Here is a 17991-nt window from a genome sequence, read left to right as displayed (position 1 = left end):
TGCAGGTTTTCAAAATCCTGTACAGGGCTATTTTTTATATGTATATTTTGTGAATAATTATTCACCGGTATGCATTTCTGCACAACCCTAAGTTGCCTCTTACGCCGCCTTCGTCTTCCTGTCCACGAACACCTTAACCGAATCCGTCAGATGCTGGTGGTGTACGTGGGTTGCATCGAACTTCACTGACTTAAATGCCATCTGCATGATTGGGCCAGTTGCGAAGGCGCATATCAAAGTTCCAATTCCTACCGGGCCTCCAAGGAGCCATCCAATGAAAGTGGCAAGGCTCAGAAGTGCTATGCTGACAGCACCTATAGGGATGCGACCAGCTCTTTTCGCAAGCGCAACCAGCAGTGTATCTCTTGGACCGCAGCCAAGGCTCGCTGACATGTAGGTGTACTGGGTGTATGCCATGATCACAAGACCGATGAGCATAACCACGATCCCTTTGGGAACCGAATCGCACTTTGGCACTACGTTCATCCTGTTAAAAAAGTCTACCGCCTTACCTACTACAAAGGCGTCAATGAACATCGCGATCCCGATGGGCTCTCGTAGACCAATGTCGATACCAAGTATCGCGTAGGATACAGCAACTGACGCTGTTCCGTAGAGGATCCCCAGGGTCCTCGCAAGTCCCAGATTCAGCACATCCCACGGACCTGCGCCAATGTTGGCCTGGATGGTCAGGTACACTCCAAATCCGTTGCAGAAAAGACTCACAGCCGCCAGGAGCATGTTAAATATGATAGCACTTATCGTGCGGTTTTCCTGAAATCTATTATTGTTAAGCATTGCTTAATCATCCTACTAAAGGCTCTGCTTGTCAATCCTCTTTAGTCTGTCCTCTCCGCCTTCATCCTGTGCTTGCACTCATACATCTCTTTGTCCGCAATTCGCTCGTAGTCGTGGATGGAGTAGTTCTGGCATAATTATTGCCGCTAAAACGTTAATTAACTATAAACTCTGCGGTCTGTGGCTTAATAAAGAGTTTGGCCTTACGGTCGCTGCTTACGGTAATTAAATATGTCAAACAATGCCACCTTTGCTATTCCCTGCTCTATCGCCTCATCATACGATACATCCTCATAAAGGAGCCTCTTAGTGATATCATTGTAGTCACGCTCGTAGAATCTACTCTCTATGATCTCATCCAGCAGCTTGGGAATGCTGTACTCAAGAGACGCTGACGGGTTGTATTTGGATAACATACGGTCATCTCTTACATCATCAATGAGTTTATCCAGCTCATCGTTAATGGCAATTTCCGGAAGTATCTTGGCAATATCGTATAGATGCCTTGAATCCCTGTCCTGCATGTCCTGAATTCTGTAATCGCATATAGCAAATATCTTATCGATAAATGTCCTCTCAAGGGACTGAACCTGCATGTTCACAGTGGCCGCATCAAAGGGAACTGGCAATACTATATTGTTTTTATCACAGAACGCTCCAATAATACTGTCAACTCTACGTGTAGTAACCGGATAAACCTTTTGATAAAAGCTTGTTTCCACAATAAGCTCAAGTGGTATATCGCTGTAAAAAGAGTCGTACTCAAAAACATACTTGTTATAGCTGTGTTTTGATTTAATATCATCAGGATTGACTAATTGAAGCCCCAGATTTTGGGCTATAGATAAGATAGTTTCCTTAGACTTCCTTTTTTCAGATTCCGAAACCTTAACATTCATTGATAAATCTATATCTTCTGAAAAACGATCTATCAAACCAAAGGCTTTTGAAAGAGATGTTCCTCCTTTAAATACAAATGGCAACTCACTTTTGGACAGTTCCAGTAAAATGAATGATTGAATCGTATCCTTTTCAACCATCTGTACTGTTCTTCTCTCCTCACGTGCTACAGTTTCAATTATCTCCTGCCATTCACTCCTATTCCCTTTATACCAGCTCACTCATCAAGCCTCCGTAATATAGATTTTTGAATACCTTATCAGGGAAATATGGCAGATACTCTTTAACAACAGAAAAGTCCAGATTGACTGTTTTAATGTATTTATTCAGCTTCTTAAAGAGCTCTTTTCCACTAACTTCGCTATATTTGTCGATATTAGTCATAAGATCAAGAAATTGAAGGGCTCCAACGTTTTTCTCGCAGATCTCAGCAACTGGTTTATACACTATTATGGTATTGCCATCCAAATCCTGTTTCCTTTGCTTGGTTGTGGCCTCATTGCTACAAACCTCATAACAGGACGGGTTTTGTGTTGTAAATCCAAACTTATTCGCAAGCTGCAAGCCAGTGATATATCCTGTAGTCTCACCACCTACATTCAGATATTTCTTCTCAATGAATTTATCCACGGAAATACGGCCTTTCGTACCCAGTACTGTCAAATAAGGGATATAATATACCCCATTGTATAGCCGCTCAAGTTTGCCATCGTCAACAAGCCTCTTCATTTCCTGCCTGATATAATCCTTGGATTTCCCAGGTATCTCATCTATAAAGATAGGCTCGCCACCCTTGTAATTTTCTACAATATAATCGATTACCATATTGCACCCTCACATATTTGAAATCTTTAATTTCACTTTTATGATACATCTCTCACTAAGCTTTTTCAAGTAATAAAAAAGTGATGCCAAATTTGGCATCACCCTTCTAAAAGGTCATTTAGCGTATCTGCGGTCTCTACCGGCTGCCAGTGTCCTTCAACACAGGTCTCTGGCCCGATCTTCTCTATCGTGTCAGCTAGTTTCCTGGCAAGAGCCCCGTCCTTCCTCCAGCTTGGGAACTCACCACAGGTGGAATCCCCCAGGAAAAGAACTTTCTCCTCCGGAACATAGATTAGCGTCGAATCATCAGTGTGCGGCGCCTCAGCTTCCAGGAGCTGAACGTGAATGCCTCCAAGGTCCAGTGTCATCTCGCCAGAAAACACCATATCTGCCAGGGTTACGATAACCGGCCTTCCCCCAGCGTATTCAAGCCTGATACTCTCATCAAAAGATAGGAACTCTTCTGCTCCGTTCTGCTCTATCCTGCTCTTAATCTCAGCGATATGCTGGTTTGTTTTTGCATTGGCGATAGACAATCCGTTGATGGCATGCATCCCAAATGTATGGTCCCAGTGCCAGTGGGTTATGGCAGTAATGCTTGGGAGCGGAAGATTCTCTTTTTCCAGAAGCTCGTAAAACTCCCTGGTGTGGGCCTCAGAGTGCCCTGCGTCTATTGCCAGGCTCCAGTTGTCACCCTTGATATAGCTCAGGTTTGGCCTGTCACGCTCTGATTCAAATGGCATGTACCATATGTGTTCTGTTAATCTTTCAAGTCTGCTCATGTTGTAATCCCCCTGCTGCCTGCGCCGGCAGCCACTTATTTCCTCGTTATGAACTCTGCGATATCCTTCATATCCTCCGAGAACAGCATATTTGCAAAATACTCATCCCTTCCAAATCCGCTCTCAACGATGTTCCTTACAACTGCTCTGAAGGGCTGATAATATCCATTAGTATCGAAAAGAACTATCGGACAGCTTGTAATGTTAAGGCTCATCAGTGACATAACCTCTGTCAGCTCATCCAGCGTCCCGATCCCGCCTGGCAGCGCCACAAAAGCATCCGCAAGCTCTATCATCCTGGCCTTTCTCTCAGCCATGGTAGGTGTGTCGATGTACTGGGTAAGCCCCTGCTGCCTCCTTGCCTGGATCAAAGGAACATCCGGAAGGACTCCTATTACCTCTGCCCCTGCTTCCAACGCCGCTGTGCTCACTGCTCCCATAAGTCCCTTGCTGGCTCCGCCATAAACAAGAGTATTACCACTTTCACCGATCCACTTTCCAAGGGCCTTCGCAGACTCAAGGAACCTTTCGTCATTACCACTGCTTGACCCGCAATAAACTACGATGTTCATACAACTGCCTCCTCCTAATGTCTGTATCGTTGCCTATAGTAATCCTGCCAAAAAATCTCTTATTACTCCAAAGCACTCCCTGACTGTATTGTTAGGAATGTACTGTGGCTGCATGTAAGCAGCGATGCCACAAATTTCCGCATCCGTGAGCTTCCTGGCGATGCGTACTCCTCTGAATACATGGAATCCGTTGGTCACGATTCCTATCCTGAGGTTATCAAGGTTATCCAGATTGTCCTTGTCGCCATCGCTCTGCGCTTCTCTTTGCCTGATGATATCCAACGCATTCTGGATATTCTCTTTTGTGTCAGTTGAGAGTTCCTCAACATCGATCCTGTCTCTATCAACTCCAAGGCTCACCAAATAATCTGCTCCGCCCTGACCTTCGCTCATGGTCTCATTTCCGCCCTTGGCTCCGGTAGTCACGCACCTGGTGTCAGGATTCTCTTCCATGTACTCCCCAGTCTTCTCCAGCCTGTACCTGTAGATAACGCTTGGCTTGTCACCTCTCATCTGCGCTCCCAGCACAATGACATAGTCAAGATCCGCTTCTCCCTTATCAAAAAAATGCGACCAGATCGCCACCTGGCAGACCAGGAACACCGCTGCTCCCGCCGCCAGAACAACATACGTCATCCACCTTACAACTTTTGGCACCGCAGCCCATCTTCCCTTTCCAGCCAGGAAGTGACAAGCCCCGAAAAACGCTGCCCCCACCAACCATATCACAAAGGAAAATGTTCCGCTTCCCACCAAAAATACCATCAATGAATACGCAAGGCACAGAACCGCAAGCACAAACCATAACGCCCTGATCCCTGGTGTAAATAATCTCTTTACCATAACTCCTCCATAGAGTTTATTATAGTAATTTCTTGACAGTAATGTATAGAAAATGTAGTATGCCAAATTCAACATTCTATATTTCGTGAACTTCAACCCTCTCCTCTTCCCCATTTTGGGCGAAAAACGGCCTTTTTGAAAAAGAGGTACCATTAAACCCAGGATTTTTCCGAAGATTTCCACGGAAAACACCCAGAAAAATGGTACCTCTTTTAGAAAAACCAGGTTTTTTACCCAAACCCAAACGCTATAACGTCAACTTTTCAAAAATCAGTGGTCCCCCTTTTCCAAAAAACCCGATTTTGACCCAAAACACCCACAACAGCCCTGCAACCAGTACAACTCCAGCCCGCCAGCCCTCAAAACTTCACTCCACCAGTATCTCCCACAGCTCCGGTGTCAGATACTTCTTCAGCAGTCCATCCGCGTCGATCGCACCAAATCCCCCGTAGAACTCCTCCGCCACGCCGCCAGCGATGGCTCCGAAGGTATCACTGTCGCATTTCAGGGAAAAGACATTTCGGATGAACGATTCGTAGTCGCTGCTCTCGTAAAAGCACCTCATAGCCGCAGGTACTGACTCCTGGCAGCTCTCATTCCACTTATACCTTGGCCTGATCTCATCTAGGCTGTATGCAATGCTGTACTCATAGTCATCCTTTGGATACTGCTCCAGCACGTAGTCATAGATCTCCTGCTTGCTCTTGCCATGTCTCGCCATCCAGATACATGTGGCTGTGACCACTGCTCCTTTGATCCCCTCAGGGTGATCGTGTGAAACCGCAGCTGTAACCTCAGCCATCTTCTGCATCTCCTCATAATCCTCATAAAACTCCCCAACAAAAGCCACTCTCATGGCAGATCCATTGCCCCAGCTGTTATAAGGCTCATGCTTATCTCCATTTATCCACTTAAAGAACCTTCCACCATATCCGCAGAATGGATACTTGCGCCCAACAGCCACCATGGTCTTCACCAGCGCCTCGCTGCTCACACAGCCGCGATCACCGTCCCCGCACTCAGCCCCAGCAGCTCCATCAGCCCCAGCGGCTCCACCAGCTCCAGAACCCCCAGAACCTCCAGCGCCTTCCACTATCGCCTTCTTCACCGCCAGCGCCATCACGGAATCATCCGTAAACCCGATAGCATCGCCGCCTACCAAAGCCACATTCTTCCAGTCCAGATTCCTTGGTCTGTCAAACTCGTACTGCGCACCCAATATATCTCCAAGAACTGCTCCTTTAATTGCCATAACACATCACCTCCTGGCCTTTCTACCACGTCCTGCAAAAGCCGCATCGCCAGCGCCCAGAACACTACCAGCGCCCGGAACACTACCAGCGCCCAGAACACTCCTTCGTCCCGCGTCAGATCCCCCGCGTCTTACATAATCCTCATTTATCTCATCAGCCCATCCGCTTTCATCCATCTCCATGTGATAGTTCTCCGCGGAAGCCTTAAGCGTGCAGCAGACCGCCGCTGAAACTCCAGCGTACACATTCGCAGTCCCCACACTGTCACTCACATAATTCACTGCCCTGTCCTTGCGGATCCCGTATTTCTGCGCCTCCGCATAAGCATCAATATTCGCACCAATAAAGATAAACTCCCATCCGTATTTCTCCTGCTTCCTTCTGACCATCTTCTCAATCTTCTCCCGGGAGTACTTCCTGCTGGCGTTCTCAAAGCCATCCGTAGTGATCACAAATATGGTCTTGCCCGGCCTGTCCTCTTCCCTTGCGTACTTGTGCACGTTTCCGATGTGATGGATCGCTCCGCCCACCGCATCCAGCAGCGCCGTGCATCCCCTGACGTAGTACTGCTCCCCGGTCATCTCCTCAACCTTATCCAGCGGAACCCTGTCGTGGATCACTTCACAGACATCATCGAACAGCACCGTCGACACAAGTGCCTTCTCACCTGTCTTTTTCTGCTTCTCCATCATAGCATTAAACCCGCCGATGGTGTCCGCCTCAAGCCCGCCCATGGAGCCCGATCTGTCCAATATATAAACGATTTCTGTAAGATTCTTATTCATTTAATTTCCCTCCTGGTAATCATGTCGCCCCCTGCAGTGGGCTGTTTTCTTTGTTATGACCACATATTACCTTTTTGGGAAAAGAAAAAGGTCAACCCGAAGGCGACCTTGGCAAAACCCACATCATCCCTTTGACAGCGGATCCAGTCCGTAATCAAAAAGCACGATATCGATCTTCATTACATTGTAATCCCCATGGGTGATAAACCACTCCACGATCACATCCGTCTGTGACACCGGAGACAAAGCATACCCCGCAAGCCGCAGGAAATCCACAGCCTCATCAAGGTTCAGGCGCAGACCAACTGCCAGGGCAAGGACCTTCTCTTTTGACGGCTTGACCTGCCCCTTAAGGAGCTTGGAAAAATACTGCTTGGAAATATTGGCAGCTGCATAAACCTCAGAATTCTTGAGTCCCTTCTTGTTGATGTACTGCTGAAGATGCTTCTCAAAGGTATCCGTGTACATGTCCTTAAGCGCAGCATCAAGAGACATCCCAAGGGCCTGGTTTGGTACAGCTCCAGCCACCGTACTGCATAGCATCGCCGCCCTGGGCCTTACCGTTTTCTCCGGCTCATCCTCCGGAATTCCGTCGCATGAATACTCCTCTTTAAGAGCCTCAGTCTCATAGTCCTCGTCGATGAAGCTCCTGACCTCTTCTCCCAGCTCTCCGGATATCCTGACGGCACTTTCTCCGAACACCACCAGGTATATCTCCATCTCATGCTCTCCCAGGAACCTGGTAAAAGAGCTAACGGCTACCTCTATACCGATCCTCTTCGGAAAACCATAAGTCCCCGTGGCAAGCAGCGGAAAAGCAATGGACCTGCATCCATTCTCCAAAGCCAATGCCAGAGCCCTGTCGTAGCACTGGGTAAGGAGCTCTACCTCACCGTGACTTCCGCCTTCCCACCATGGTCCACTGGCGTGAATAATGTACCTGGCATCAAGATCAAAAGCCGGCGTAATCCCAACTTCTCCCGGCTCCAGAACACCAACCTTCTCCCTGGCTGCAAGGAGCTTATCCTCCCCCGCAGCTTTATATAAGGCAGAATCAACGCCACCACCAATAGCCACAGCAGGATTAGCTGTGTTCACGATGGCATCTGCTTTTACTTTAGTTATGTCCGCTCTGATGATCTGAAATGGCATCTCTTCCACCTCTATGGATTACATCTCTTGCAGGGCTTGTATCCATCAGCAATTATCTCATCCCTGCTCTTGTCGCTATATACCTTGTTCTTTTCCTTCATGTCAGAAACGCTCTCACAGTCAGGATAATGGAACTTCTTGGAATTCTTGTTGAGTATATATGTAGTCTCTGCAGGAATATCAGAAACCTCACTACCTGCCGAAGACCTTACTGATCCATTCCCGGAATCTCCGCCAGTTATGATAAAAGAACTACCGTCTACCTCTCTACTGGTCTCAGGCGCCAGCTTATTGCTGCCATTTGCATAGCTTATCTCTACTCCCGGCTGAACGTTATAACAGAATACGTTAAAAGAAATACCTCTGCCCTTATCTTCTACCGAGTAAGCTTCAATCTTCACCCCATCACACAGAAGATTCTTCCCTGTAAAAATGGGAGTAACTCTGTACATTACATGGTTGCCAGTACTGCTGATATATTCTGCCACCATGTTCTCGTAGGGCAGCATTCCCTCTACGTTCATGTACCTGGTTCCAGTGATAAGGTTCTTCTCATTGGCATTCTCACCAGTCAGCTGAAATCCTATCATGTGGCATCTGTTGTACAGATAAGGAGGATCTGAATCTACCAATCCAGGATACTTATTCTGCTTCCAACCTGTAGGCCGCACATCACCAATAGACTGGCGCTCCTCTGTGGGCATAAGGTCCCGTCCGATACATGCTACCGCGGTTGTACATCTTCCCAGCTTGTCCAGTTCTCCATATCGTTCAAAAGAGCTAACGGTGATCTCATCTTTCTTGAACTCCGAAACATTCTTGTTAAGCTCTACAAACGCATTTCCACTATACGCAGGAATCTCGTCCTCTGCATGACTCTGTACGCAGCCAAAGAGGAATAAGGACATGGAGACACAAAGTGCCAGTAAGACGATATTTATTCTATTTGCAAGACGAGTCATCTTCATAGCAACCTTCCTCTCGTCTATCATATCATTTTTATCACAAAAATACTGACATGTTAGATAGTAATTCGTATATAATAGTATATGAGCTCAAGGTAATTAGTTGTCTGTTATTCGCAAAAAGGGAGAACAATATGAAGCCATCAAAGAACTCAAAAGAGAATAATAATAGTTTCTTTGCAGAATCCGGAATGGAACTTTCAAACGAAGAAATGGAAAAAGTAACTGGTGGAATGAGCGCGGCCGCTGCTCCTCGAAGAAAACCAGGTCATGAGCGTTCATTTACCAGTTTGGAAGAAGCAATGGCCAAGCCCAAAGAGGACATAACCTGGGAAGACTTCCAAGATACCTGGCACTGGTTAGTTAAGGGCGACCATTATATAGGTTGATCATCACAGGAGTAATCCAGGTCCATGAGCGAAAACAACAATGAAAATAAGAAAAATAATAAGAGTATCGCTGCAGGAGCAACAACACTGATATCAGTACTTGCTGTACCTATTACATTGCTTGCAGGTCTACTCTTATCTAATAAACGAAGGAAATAATATCAGGGCCAATCAAGCCTTTTCTTTGTATGCCTCGAGATACCTTACTTTCTTATCATGAGCTAAAGCATACTCAATCTCGCTTCTAGTACTGTCGCCGATATATCCTCCAACATTGATCACAAAGATCTCATCAGACATATCAATTTTGCGCTTATGAATATCATCAAGCATTTCCTTGGTCTTTGTAAGTGTACCTTCATCCATGTTTTCCCAGACTTCAGAATCTCCTGAATGTCCAAAAAGTCCAACGCTAATTACTATGTTGCCTTCAAGTGTCAGCTTCTTCTGTGCTTCCATAAACTGATCCTTGAAACGTGTGCTCCCACACAACGTAATAACTGGATATTTTCCCTGCATCCCCAACAGTCCTCCATTTCATATTCTTATAGAAATCTACTTACTCTGATATCTTATCCTCAATTCGCATCAAACTCTGCCTGGGCCAAAGTCATCTCGCCTTGTCCATAAGCACAGAGTTTAACGTCGATCTCATAATCAGGATAATCCTGGACAAACTTCTTATATGCTCTGCAGCATTGTTTGGTCGATTCACCCACAGCATTAGGAAGATTTCCTCCAAAAATACCAGAACTTATCAACGGAAAAGAGATGCTGTGGTAGTCATTTTTACTCATAACTCTCTCCTATGATATCTATCATTTCTCTCTATTCATTTTAACAATCTGTTATCGGTCTCTGAAGATCATAGTTGAATGCACTCTCGTCTGTTGCACATGGTTCAAAAGCAACAATTGATGTTTGTGCTGCAGCTAATCCATTTCCGCCTTGTCTTGCCTTCCATCCACCTTCAGCAACATAGTCTTCTGGATCTGGTTTTCCTATTTGTTTTGCGAATTCAACTAACATGTCATGCCAATGAACATACTGTTCATACATATGAACTTTAGATAAGAATTCCGACCATGCTCCATTATTCGGGCAGCACCAACATCCCACTCTAGTCCATCCCAATCTGTAAGCTTCATTAAAATCAATTCCAGTAGTAAGGATATAAAGCCATACATCAAAGTCTGTCCAATCGATGATAGGCGCAGCTACAGTTTGTTTTGAGATCTTTGGGCTTTCACTCTCACGTTCATATTTACTTCTGCTAGCCGATTCATTATGTCGTATTCCTTGAAAGCTCAAGATATTATTCTTATCTTTAAATGCTGATGCTATAGTCTTCTGTATCGCACCCGTTTTAAAAACTGTACAGCACCACCTCATTACTCTACTAGGTGGACCAACCACCTCACATAAATTCTCAAAATTCTTTTCTCTGTTTTTTGCAGTAAGAATTCTAACCCCTTGTGATTCTTCATTCTTATTAAATCTTTTCTTATACTCAAGAGTATATGGGAACTCTAATGTAGTATCTCCAAAAACATGCAATATCCTGTTCGTTCCAAGCGCACGATTAACAAGATGCGATGTTACAGTAGAATCCTTTCCTCCACTGAACGAAACCATCATATCCTCTATTGTATATTTGTTGAGATACTGCTGAATAAAGTTAATTGCCTCTTCAGTTATGTAGTTGTATCGGTCGGCGTTAGCTTTGACAAAAAGGCTGACACTTTGTTCAAAATACTTATAATCAAGACTCTTTGACGCCTCATCATAAGCCGCTTTTATTGCTTTTATCTCATCTAAAGGTTTGGCATTCTCTTTGCCCACAGAAAACTTTATCTTCTGTCCATCAATGATATATGCATTCGAGCCGTACCACACCGAACTCTTCTGATATTCAAAAGGATTACCAGTAATAAGTAATGAAACCAGCATGTTTTCTTCAGGGAAAACCGGTCTTAGATCTGTAGACAGATATCTGCCTTCATTCCCACAAACAGGACACTCTTTCTCATAAATAGGTATATTACACTCATCACACCAATATATTGTTGAAGCCATTTCTGTTGCATGACCACATTTAGGATTAACACAATTGTCCCCATTCATTGGCACTTTACATTTTGGGCATATTCTTTCTATCATACATCCACCACTCTATTTATTCTGCCTTAACCGCATCGCATACATCGCCTATATTGCAATCAAAATACTCACATATGCGAAGAATAACAGACAAGGAGACTTCTTGACCTTTATTTAATTTGGTCATGGTACCAGAGGCAATTTTCAATTCTTCTCGGAATACCTGCTTACTCATTTCCTGTTCTGCCAACATAATCCATAATTTCTTATAACTAATCTTCATACTCCGCCTCACTGATAATAAAAGATACGGTTACACGAGATTAATTCTATCACATAGAGCTATGCAACGCACCAAATTACTAAGCTTTTTATTCATGTTCTTGCGATTTTCCATCAACTGGATGAATATGTATTATTATTCGTATAATCTTTTTGTATCACTCCATTCCGTCTCTGCGACATATTTCATAGTACTTACATGTAACACAAAAGTGCTTGCAGAACTTGTTATGCCTTAGGAAACACTTCCTTACCCAATACAATAGTCTTTTCATAAGCAACTCCTACTTTTAACATCCCATATCATCCATATCGTCTTCAAAATCTAGCCAGTCATTCAGGCGATCATATTCTCTGTCACGTCTGAACTCTTTCTGCCTACGATCAAAGTCTTTGCGCTCCTTCTTGCTCATATTACCAACCAGGTTCTTGTACTCTTTATCAGTTAGTCTTACATCTTTGTCTTTCTTTCCAAAAAACATGTTCTACCTCCTGCCCTCATGGGCATATCTAAACCATTCATCTTTTGTTCCTCTTTGCCAATATCAAAGGTAATGATCCTCTTTAATAATCACAGTCCTACATCCATTGGACATCATATTGGCTTTATATCTTAACTCTTCATACAGCTTAGGATTAGTGCGCTTGATAGAAGCAAGTTTGATATCAAAGCTAATAAAGCGAACCATAATTATGATTATCTGTACCAAGACCCAAAGCGTAAACAGTACCGGAAACAGTGCTATCAATATTATTAACATAGTTAAAATCTCCTTTTTCTATAATCCAATCTTCTGATGATAGGATTATCCCACAACATTTGGGCGATAAATCGGACACTAAAAAAGCCGCTCAACAGAGCGGCTTATAAGCACATCATGCCAGTAACTTTATTCTTGCCAATTACTTCACAAACAAAAATCCAATCACTGGTCCAAGGAAGATCGCGATATAGATCAATGTGATCCATGGCTGGTATTCCACATAGAACTGCTTGAAAGTCAGTCTCCATGGATGTTTGATGAGGACCCAGCCCACCAGGTCCACGATGATGCTGATCACTGCCCAGATGCAGCCTGTCAGCAAAGCCTCAGTCATTGTTGGATTTGCGAGACTGTGCATGTAGATATATCCGAACACAGGGAACAGGATTATGTTGTACAGTGGATGCCAGGGCTTGGTCTTTTCATAGGCCTCGCCCATTCCCGGCCCTTCCTTCATGGACTTCATGTGAAGCACCTTGACGTTAAAAATCGTGTGACCGATTCCAACCCAGGTCACCAATATATAGCACACTGCAAGGCAGAGCATACTCATCCCCAAATTACTCATTTCATTTTCCTCCTCTTGTCAGGCTTCATAGAAACAGTGCAATCATCCAGATATAACATATTGTTTTTGGAATCATCATCATTCCAAGCATGGGCTTTTTCCTGGCGCCCAGCACTACTATCATGTAGCAGACAAAGCTCACTGTCACTAACGCTGCCAGCAGTAGCTCTTTATACCAAATGATCAGATACAGGATTGTGATCACTCCCATAATAACAAAGGGGATATTTCTGTACAGGTTCCATCTTGTCTCCTGGTCCTTGGAAAACCAGTGGTTCTGAGGGAACATACACAGGATGATGCGGATGATTGCCAGGGCATTCAGTATCAAATACAGAGTGAACTTCTCTGGCATCACGGAGCTGATATCATACTTTCCATGCTTTACGGACAATGCTGCGAAAAAGAAAATGTAGAACACGGTCATTGTGATGGATGATATCAGATTTCCCAGTCCCAGCCAGAAATCTCGCTTCTGCTGCAATTCTTTTCCCGAGGGCTCGCCCCTGAAGTTGTAGATGATCCTTGGGATCAGGTGGAATGCATCGCCACCGCCAAGGAGCAGGGTCATGACCGCGCAGATCCTAAAGAACAGATTGCCGGTGGTGGCTGTCCTGGTGATGAATATGATCCCTGCGATCAGGGCAAACATCAGATAGCCGATGCAGAAGACGTTCTCACCTATTCTCATTCCTAAGGGTTTTTCTTTTGTTGTCATTTTCTAACTATTACCTCTACCCACATTTCACTTTCTCTGCCGAGTCTGTTGTCATTGCCAACTTCGTTGTCCAGGATTGTAAATCCTGCGTTTTCAAAAAGTGGAACTATGGTCTTTTCATTGAAGTCGCTGAACTTGCGGATTCCACGCATCTTGGTTCCGTCGCCGTACTTGAATGATGCGTATATTACTCCGTCAGGTTTAAGAGCTGCATTCATCTTTTGGAGGATGCTTGGAAGCTCTGTCATTGGCACATGGAGAAGTGTCGCAGATGCCCATATGCCATCGAACTCTTTGGTATATGTCATGTCTTCGAATCTCATGTTCTTAACGTCTAAGCCAGTATATTCAGAAGCGCGTTTACACATCTCAGGAGATGCATCGAAGGCCTCTACGTCATATCCTGCATTCAGGAATGCCTTGCTATCTCTCCCGCTTCCACAGCCTGCGTCAAGGATCTTTGCTCCTGATGGGAGATGTGAAGTGAACTTCTCTCTGGCATAGGACATGTTGGCATCAACACTTCCAGCGAAGAATGAGTCAGCATTCTCGTTGTAATACTCAACGTTGTTATCAAACATCTCTTTTGCGATATTAGGGATCAGCGCCAGGTCCGCAGGAAGCCAGTCAACACTTCTGAGTTCACTGTACTCAAGCCACTTTGCAGCTTCATGCTCAAGGAGCTGGAGTTCACCTTCTTCTACAGTTGCCCAGTAGCAGTTCATGTGGAGGTGGAATGTCTCATAGTCGTAATCGATGATGTCGATAAGGTCATGGACTTCTATCTTAGCTCCAAGCTCTTCCCTGATCTCGCGGACTAAAGCCTGCTCTGGAGTCTCACCATCCTCGATCTTGCCACCTGGGAATTCCCAGCCATCCTTGTAGTCACCATAACCACGCTGGGTTGCGAATATTCTTGTTTTCTTGTTGTAATCGTCGCAGATTATTGCTGCGACTACGTTCACTGTTTTCATATATTTACTATACGTTTACTTTCCTCAGTCTCTAAATTCCATATGTCCAGTATCAAATCCGTGGCCGATCTCTACAGTCTTCTTGGTCACTTCGCCATCTTCTGAAACCGGATATGTCAGGTACAGCTGATTACCATCCCATTTAAACTTAGGCTTATCCTCTGCCTTACCAGTATATGCCCATTCCTCATAGACATAGTTGGCGTTGTCATCTGTTCCGTCTATGGTATCGTCCAGAATTATTCCATAGCATCCTGCATCCATGCTGATAACACCGTAGGCCTTATATCGTCCTGTTTCGTCCTCATCCCAGAAGATGAGGGCGTCTGTACCTTCTGTAAGATTCACTTTGCTGCCCCACTCAAGCCCGTTGAAATTGTACTGCCCCAGTATCTTGTCCATGGTCTGATAGTAGATTGCTTCGTCAACAGGGTATGCGTACTCTATAGGCTCTTTTACCTGATCTAGTGCGCTGCAGCCGGATGCTACTATCAGGATGGCTGATGAAAGAATCATTGCCACTGCTTTTTTCATAATCCCCCAACACTCCTCCGATATTTCTTTTCCCATAAAAATAGGGAACTTTTGATGTGATAATTGTACCAAAAGTTCCCTAAAAATTTAAATATCTCACTGTATATATGGGTGCTTGTATGGTGCGGGCTCTGGTCCGCAGTAGAGACCATAGGCATCGCAGATCCAGTAGGTTCCATCGCCCATTGGGACTCTGCACCACTGATGGCCCCACTGGTTCTCGTTTACGTGCTCGTATGGGATTCCAAGAATGTTGAGGCAAAGGCCTGTTGCTCTGGTGCATCCTGCGCAGGAGCCAACGCCTGTCACAAAGTAACCATAAGGGTCATTGTAGTGAGGAGCTTCTGTTGTGTAGGTAACTACTCCAAGGTCAACTCCCATTCTGATTCCTGTTGCCACGCCTACCAGCTGATCCTGGCGGCTCATTCCTGCCAGAGGTGCTACCAGCTGATACGCTACGTCGTAGGCCTGCTGGAATTCCTGGTTGGTCATTTTCTTTTTAAGGCTCTTGTAGTTGGCAAGGTCTTTCAAGGCAACGAAGTTTGTGGTGGCAGCAGGGGTTGCTGATGCTATTGCTGACTGGCCTGCGGCAGCTGCTGCGTCTGCGGTGGCAAATCTGCCTTCTGCTCTTCCGTTGTTAACATAGTGGTTATATAAAGCCTTCTCACTTGTTCCTACAGCGTTTGCTACATCAGGGTACTGCTTTGCATAAAACTCAGCGTCAAACATTGTTCCGTCCGCCATCTTCTTTGGCGCTGCAAAGGCAGTTACTGAGCATGCTGCAAATGTAACTACGCTCAAGGTTAAGGCTAAAGCTCTTTTAAAATTCATGCTATTCGTCCCTCATCTTTCATAACACTAATCGCAATATCGTAAAGAGTTTATCCCTTAGTTGACTTACGGTCAATAAAATGCATATAAAAAAAGCGGCAAAATTGCCGCTTTTGAGAGTTTGTTTCGTGGGGTATAGTATTGGCGGAATTATAATTCCATGTATTACTGTGGAAGCTCTTTTCCCCTGCAGATGTAATCCCAGCTGCAGTCGCCGCAGATGTCGCTTCTAAGACCGGTTTTGATGATCTTATCATGGACCAGTGTAATGAAGTCGGCATAAGGGATTTCGTCTCTGTCTTCCAGGCCGCATGCTTTCAGGACTTCTTCGTCATAGCGCTTCACCTTGTCCTGGGTTGTGCACTTTCCGCCCTCGTTGTTTGGACAGTTTTCGCATACGATGTCTGTCTCTACTTTAAGCATGACTTGCTGCGTCGGATCAGCCTCCATCTCACGGATTATCCTGCCCATGTGGTCTGTGAAATCCTCGCTGTATCCTTTTCCTTCATAGAATTGAAAACACATCCCATGATGTGGTCGTAACATTCTGCTCATGTCATCTTATCCTTCAAGCATAGCCAGTTCATCGTCAATCGCTCTGGCAACAAACTGGTTTATTGTTATTCCTTCATTAGCCGCATGGAGAGCCACCTTTTTATGTTGCTCCGGTTTAATTCTGACATTGAAGGAACCTTTAAATTCTCTTTCAGGCTCTTTTCCGATCTGGATGCAATAGTCAACATAGTGATTAACTGACTTACGGAACTCCACCATCAGCTCTGTTACTGATTCTCCATGGAAATTTATAGAGTCATTTATCCCAAGAACATGGCCAACGAATATCTTATCTTCCTGATCAAATTCAATCTTAGCGTGATAACCTTCACATTCCATTAGTGAACTATGCATTAGATTTCACCTACCTCTCCTAAAAACTTGATGATCATTTTTATCTGGTAGCGATATAACTCATTGCCAGGATGTGGACCATCAAACTGAACGATACGTTTTGTTTCTTCGTGATAATAGCCTATCCCTGAGCCTCTGCCTCCTTCAAATTTCTTGCAGCCACACTTCTTCATGAGCGCATCAAGTTCGCGAGTTGTGAAATTTGTAGGTGTTGGCTTACTAAGTAGCTTTCTAAGCAGGTCTTCCTTTTTGGGCATCGTATTATCCTTTGTAACTATTTTCTAGTTACAGATTACTATCAAAGAAAATCTTTGTCAATGGACCCCTGCGAAAAATGGAAAAAGGAGATGGCACTCTGTGCCATCCCCTTGATCACCAATATCGCAGACCATTCATGGTCTCTCCATTCCAGTCTCTTTATAGTATTCCTCCAAGAACTCGCACATGTATTCATGGCGCTTCTGGGCCATGGCCTTGGCTGCGTCGGTGTTCATCTCATCTTTGAGGAGAAGGAGCTTGTCGTAGAAATGCTGGATAGAAACTGACAGGTCTCTTCCGACTTTTCCGCCGTAGGCAAAGGTCCTGGCGATTCCGATAGCTCCAATGGCGTCCAGTCTGTCTGCATCCTGGACGATCTTGCCCTCTAAGGTCTCTGGTGTCTTTCCTCTGTTCTGGCTAAATGAAACTGCGTTGATCATGGTGCAGATCTGATCTGCAGTCTCGGCAGGGATATCTCTTTTCCCGAGGAAAGCTCTGGCATTGGCGTTGTTCTCTGTGTTGAAGAGCTTGTGGTCGTCGGCGTCGTGAAGGAGCGCTGCCAGAAGGACCATAAAGCCATCTGCCTCCGGGTAAGATTCCATCAGGGCTTTGGCGTTTTGGTAGACCCTCATGGTGTGGTCAGCGCCGTGGCCATCGGAATTTCCGGCAAACAGGTCTTTTACGTATTCTATCGCTTCAGTGATTATTACATCTTTGTTCATTGTTGTGGCGTCCTTTCCGGGGGAGCTTGTAGCTCTTTTCCCAGATACCAATAGTATACCGCAAATG

At 45.0% G+C, this 17991-nt stretch carries 25 protein-coding genes and 2 pseudogenes; 2 read left to right on the top strand and 25 right to left on the bottom strand.

The window, feature by feature from the left end:
• Window positions 1–99: 99 nt before the first annotated feature.
• The 10 genes from D6855_RS06495 to D6855_RS06450 all read right to left on the bottom strand — a co-directional run bounded on the left by D6855_RS06495 (window position 100) and on the right by D6855_RS06450 (window position 8878).
• Entirely contained in the window at window positions 100–798 is a 699-nt protein-coding gene (locus tag D6855_RS06495; RefSeq protein WP_120739271.1) for a YczE/YyaS/YitT family protein, read from the bottom strand.
• Window positions 799–1001: 203 nt separating this feature from the next.
• The gene (locus tag D6855_RS06490) at window positions 1002–1919 is read right to left on the bottom strand and encodes a nucleotidyl transferase AbiEii/AbiGii toxin family protein (protein WP_120739269.1); all 918 of its coding nucleotides are present in this window, start codon (window positions 1917–1919) and stop codon (window positions 1002–1004) included.
• Window positions 1906–2523 carry a hypothetical protein gene (locus D6855_RS06485; RefSeq protein WP_120739267.1) on the bottom strand — a complete coding sequence of 206 codons (618 nt, stop codon included), beginning with the start codon at window positions 2521–2523 and terminating at the stop codon, window positions 1906–1908. The genes D6855_RS06490 and D6855_RS06485 overlap by 14 nt, the downstream gene beginning before the upstream one ends.
• A gap of 98 nt (window positions 2524–2621) precedes the next feature.
• Window positions 2622–3305, bottom strand: a complete 684-nt coding sequence (locus D6855_RS06480) for an MBL fold metallo-hydrolase (RefSeq protein WP_120739265.1) — start codon at window positions 3303–3305, stop codon at window positions 2622–2624.
• 35 nt (window positions 3306–3340) lie between these two features.
• Window positions 3341–3877, bottom strand: coding sequence for a TIGR00730 family Rossman fold protein (locus tag D6855_RS06475; protein WP_120739263.1), 537 nt, complete (start codon window positions 3875–3877; stop codon window positions 3341–3343).
• Between the two features lie 33 nt (window positions 3878–3910).
• Window positions 3911–4720, bottom strand: a complete 810-nt coding sequence (locus D6855_RS06470; RefSeq protein ID WP_120739261.1) for a YdcF family protein — start codon at window positions 4718–4720, stop codon at window positions 3911–3913.
• A 367-nt stretch (window positions 4721–5087) separates the two neighbouring features.
• On the bottom strand, window positions 5088–5972 hold the full coding sequence (locus tag D6855_RS06465; RefSeq protein ID WP_120739259.1) for an ADP-ribosylglycohydrolase family protein: 885 nt from the start codon (window positions 5970–5972) through the stop codon (window positions 5088–5090).
• A 6-nt stretch (window positions 5973–5978) separates the two neighbouring features.
• Window positions 5979–6758: a vWA domain-containing protein gene (locus D6855_RS06460; protein WP_243111821.1), complete on the bottom strand. Its 780-nt coding sequence runs from the start codon at window positions 6756–6758 to the stop codon at window positions 5979–5981.
• 123 nt (window positions 6759–6881) lie between these two features.
• On the bottom strand, window positions 6882–7910 hold the full coding sequence (locus D6855_RS06455) for a macro domain-containing protein (protein WP_120739257.1): 1029 nt from the start codon (window positions 7908–7910) through the stop codon (window positions 6882–6884).
• A gap of 11 nt (window positions 7911–7921) precedes the next feature.
• Complete coding sequence (locus tag D6855_RS06450; RefSeq protein ID WP_243111820.1) at window positions 7922–8878, bottom strand: DNA/RNA non-specific endonuclease; 957 nt, start codon at window positions 8876–8878, stop codon at window positions 7922–7924.
• A gap of 131 nt (window positions 8879–9009) precedes the next feature.
• Between D6855_RS06450 and D6855_RS06445 the strand changes: the two genes are divergently transcribed.
• Together D6855_RS06445 and D6855_RS17000 are read left to right on the top strand one after the other, a co-directional pair.
• Entirely contained in the window at window positions 9010–9264 is a 255-nt protein-coding gene (locus D6855_RS06445) for a hypothetical protein (RefSeq protein WP_120739253.1), read from the top strand.
• 24 nt (window positions 9265–9288) lie between these two features.
• The gene (locus D6855_RS17000; protein WP_256372302.1) at window positions 9289–9423 is read left to right on the top strand and encodes a hypothetical protein; all 135 of its coding nucleotides are present in this window, start codon (window positions 9289–9291) and stop codon (window positions 9421–9423) included.
• A 12-nt stretch (window positions 9424–9435) separates the two neighbouring features.
• Here D6855_RS17000 and D6855_RS06440 read toward each other — a convergent pair whose 3' ends face one another.
• The 15 genes and pseudogenes from D6855_RS06440 to D6855_RS06365 form a co-directional block, all read right to left on the bottom strand.
• Window positions 9436–9783, bottom strand: coding sequence for a hypothetical protein (locus tag D6855_RS06440; protein ID WP_120739251.1), 348 nt, complete (start codon window positions 9781–9783; stop codon window positions 9436–9438).
• A gap of 59 nt (window positions 9784–9842) precedes the next feature.
• Window positions 9843–10061, bottom strand: a complete 219-nt coding sequence (locus D6855_RS06435; protein WP_120739249.1) for a hypothetical protein — start codon at window positions 10059–10061, stop codon at window positions 9843–9845.
• A gap of 40 nt (window positions 10062–10101) precedes the next feature.
• Window positions 10102–11424, bottom strand: coding sequence for a phosphoadenosine phosphosulfate reductase domain-containing protein (locus D6855_RS06430; RefSeq protein ID WP_243111819.1), 1323 nt, complete (start codon window positions 11422–11424; stop codon window positions 10102–10104).
• 16 nt (window positions 11425–11440) lie between these two features.
• Window positions 11441–11647: a helix-turn-helix domain-containing protein gene (locus D6855_RS06425; RefSeq protein WP_120739247.1), complete on the bottom strand. Its 207-nt coding sequence runs from the start codon at window positions 11645–11647 to the stop codon at window positions 11441–11443.
• 289 nt (window positions 11648–11936) lie between these two features.
• Window positions 11937–12128: a hypothetical protein gene (locus tag D6855_RS06420; protein ID WP_120739245.1), complete on the bottom strand. Its 192-nt coding sequence runs from the start codon at window positions 12126–12128 to the stop codon at window positions 11937–11939.
• 421 nt (window positions 12129–12549) lie between these two features.
• Window positions 12550–12978: a hypothetical protein gene (locus D6855_RS06410; RefSeq protein WP_199712409.1), complete on the bottom strand. Its 429-nt coding sequence runs from the start codon at window positions 12976–12978 to the stop codon at window positions 12550–12552.
• Between the two features lie 25 nt (window positions 12979–13003).
• Complete coding sequence (locus D6855_RS06405) at window positions 13004–13696, bottom strand: hypothetical protein (protein WP_120739240.1); 693 nt, start codon at window positions 13694–13696, stop codon at window positions 13004–13006.
• Window positions 13693–14172 (bottom strand): annotated as a pseudogene (locus D6855_RS17125) (class I SAM-dependent methyltransferase); the annotation flags it as partial. The gene D6855_RS06405 and the pseudogene D6855_RS17125, both read right to left, overlap by 4 nt.
• Before the next feature lie 102 nt (window positions 14173–14274).
• Window positions 14275–14670: pseudogene (locus D6855_RS17120) on the bottom strand ((deoxy)nucleoside triphosphate pyrophosphohydrolase); the annotation flags it as partial.
• A gap of 24 nt (window positions 14671–14694) precedes the next feature.
• Window positions 14695–15204, bottom strand: a complete 510-nt coding sequence (locus tag D6855_RS06390) for a hypothetical protein (RefSeq protein ID WP_120739238.1) — start codon at window positions 15202–15204, stop codon at window positions 14695–14697.
• Window positions 15205–15300: 96 nt separating this feature from the next.
• Window positions 15301–16035 (bottom strand): hypothetical protein, encoded by a 735-nt coding sequence (locus tag D6855_RS06385; protein ID WP_120739236.1) that lies wholly within the window; start codon window positions 16033–16035, stop codon window positions 15301–15303.
• A 165-nt stretch (window positions 16036–16200) separates the two neighbouring features.
• Window positions 16201–16590, bottom strand: a complete 390-nt coding sequence (locus D6855_RS06380; RefSeq protein ID WP_120739234.1) for a DUF1284 domain-containing protein — start codon at window positions 16588–16590, stop codon at window positions 16201–16203.
• A gap of 6 nt (window positions 16591–16596) precedes the next feature.
• Window positions 16597–16944: a type II toxin-antitoxin system HicB family antitoxin gene (locus D6855_RS06375; RefSeq protein ID WP_120739232.1), complete on the bottom strand. Its 348-nt coding sequence runs from the start codon at window positions 16942–16944 to the stop codon at window positions 16597–16599.
• Window positions 16944–17201, bottom strand: coding sequence for a type II toxin-antitoxin system HicA family toxin (locus D6855_RS06370; RefSeq protein WP_120739230.1), 258 nt, complete (start codon window positions 17199–17201; stop codon window positions 16944–16946). The genes D6855_RS06375 and D6855_RS06370 overlap by 1 nt, the downstream gene beginning before the upstream one ends.
• 135 nt (window positions 17202–17336) lie before the next feature.
• Window positions 17337–17924, bottom strand: a complete 588-nt coding sequence (locus tag D6855_RS06365) for an HD domain-containing protein (protein ID WP_120739228.1) — start codon at window positions 17922–17924, stop codon at window positions 17337–17339.
• Window positions 17925–17991 lie beyond the last annotated feature (67 nt).

The organism is Butyrivibrio sp. CB08 (assembly GCF_003625485.1).
In the GTDB taxonomy this organism is placed as follows: domain Bacteria; phylum Bacillota; class Clostridia; order Lachnospirales; family Lachnospiraceae; genus Butyrivibrio.
Note: the sequence above shows the minus strand (reverse complement) of the source record. Positions and strands in the feature narration are given on the sequence as shown.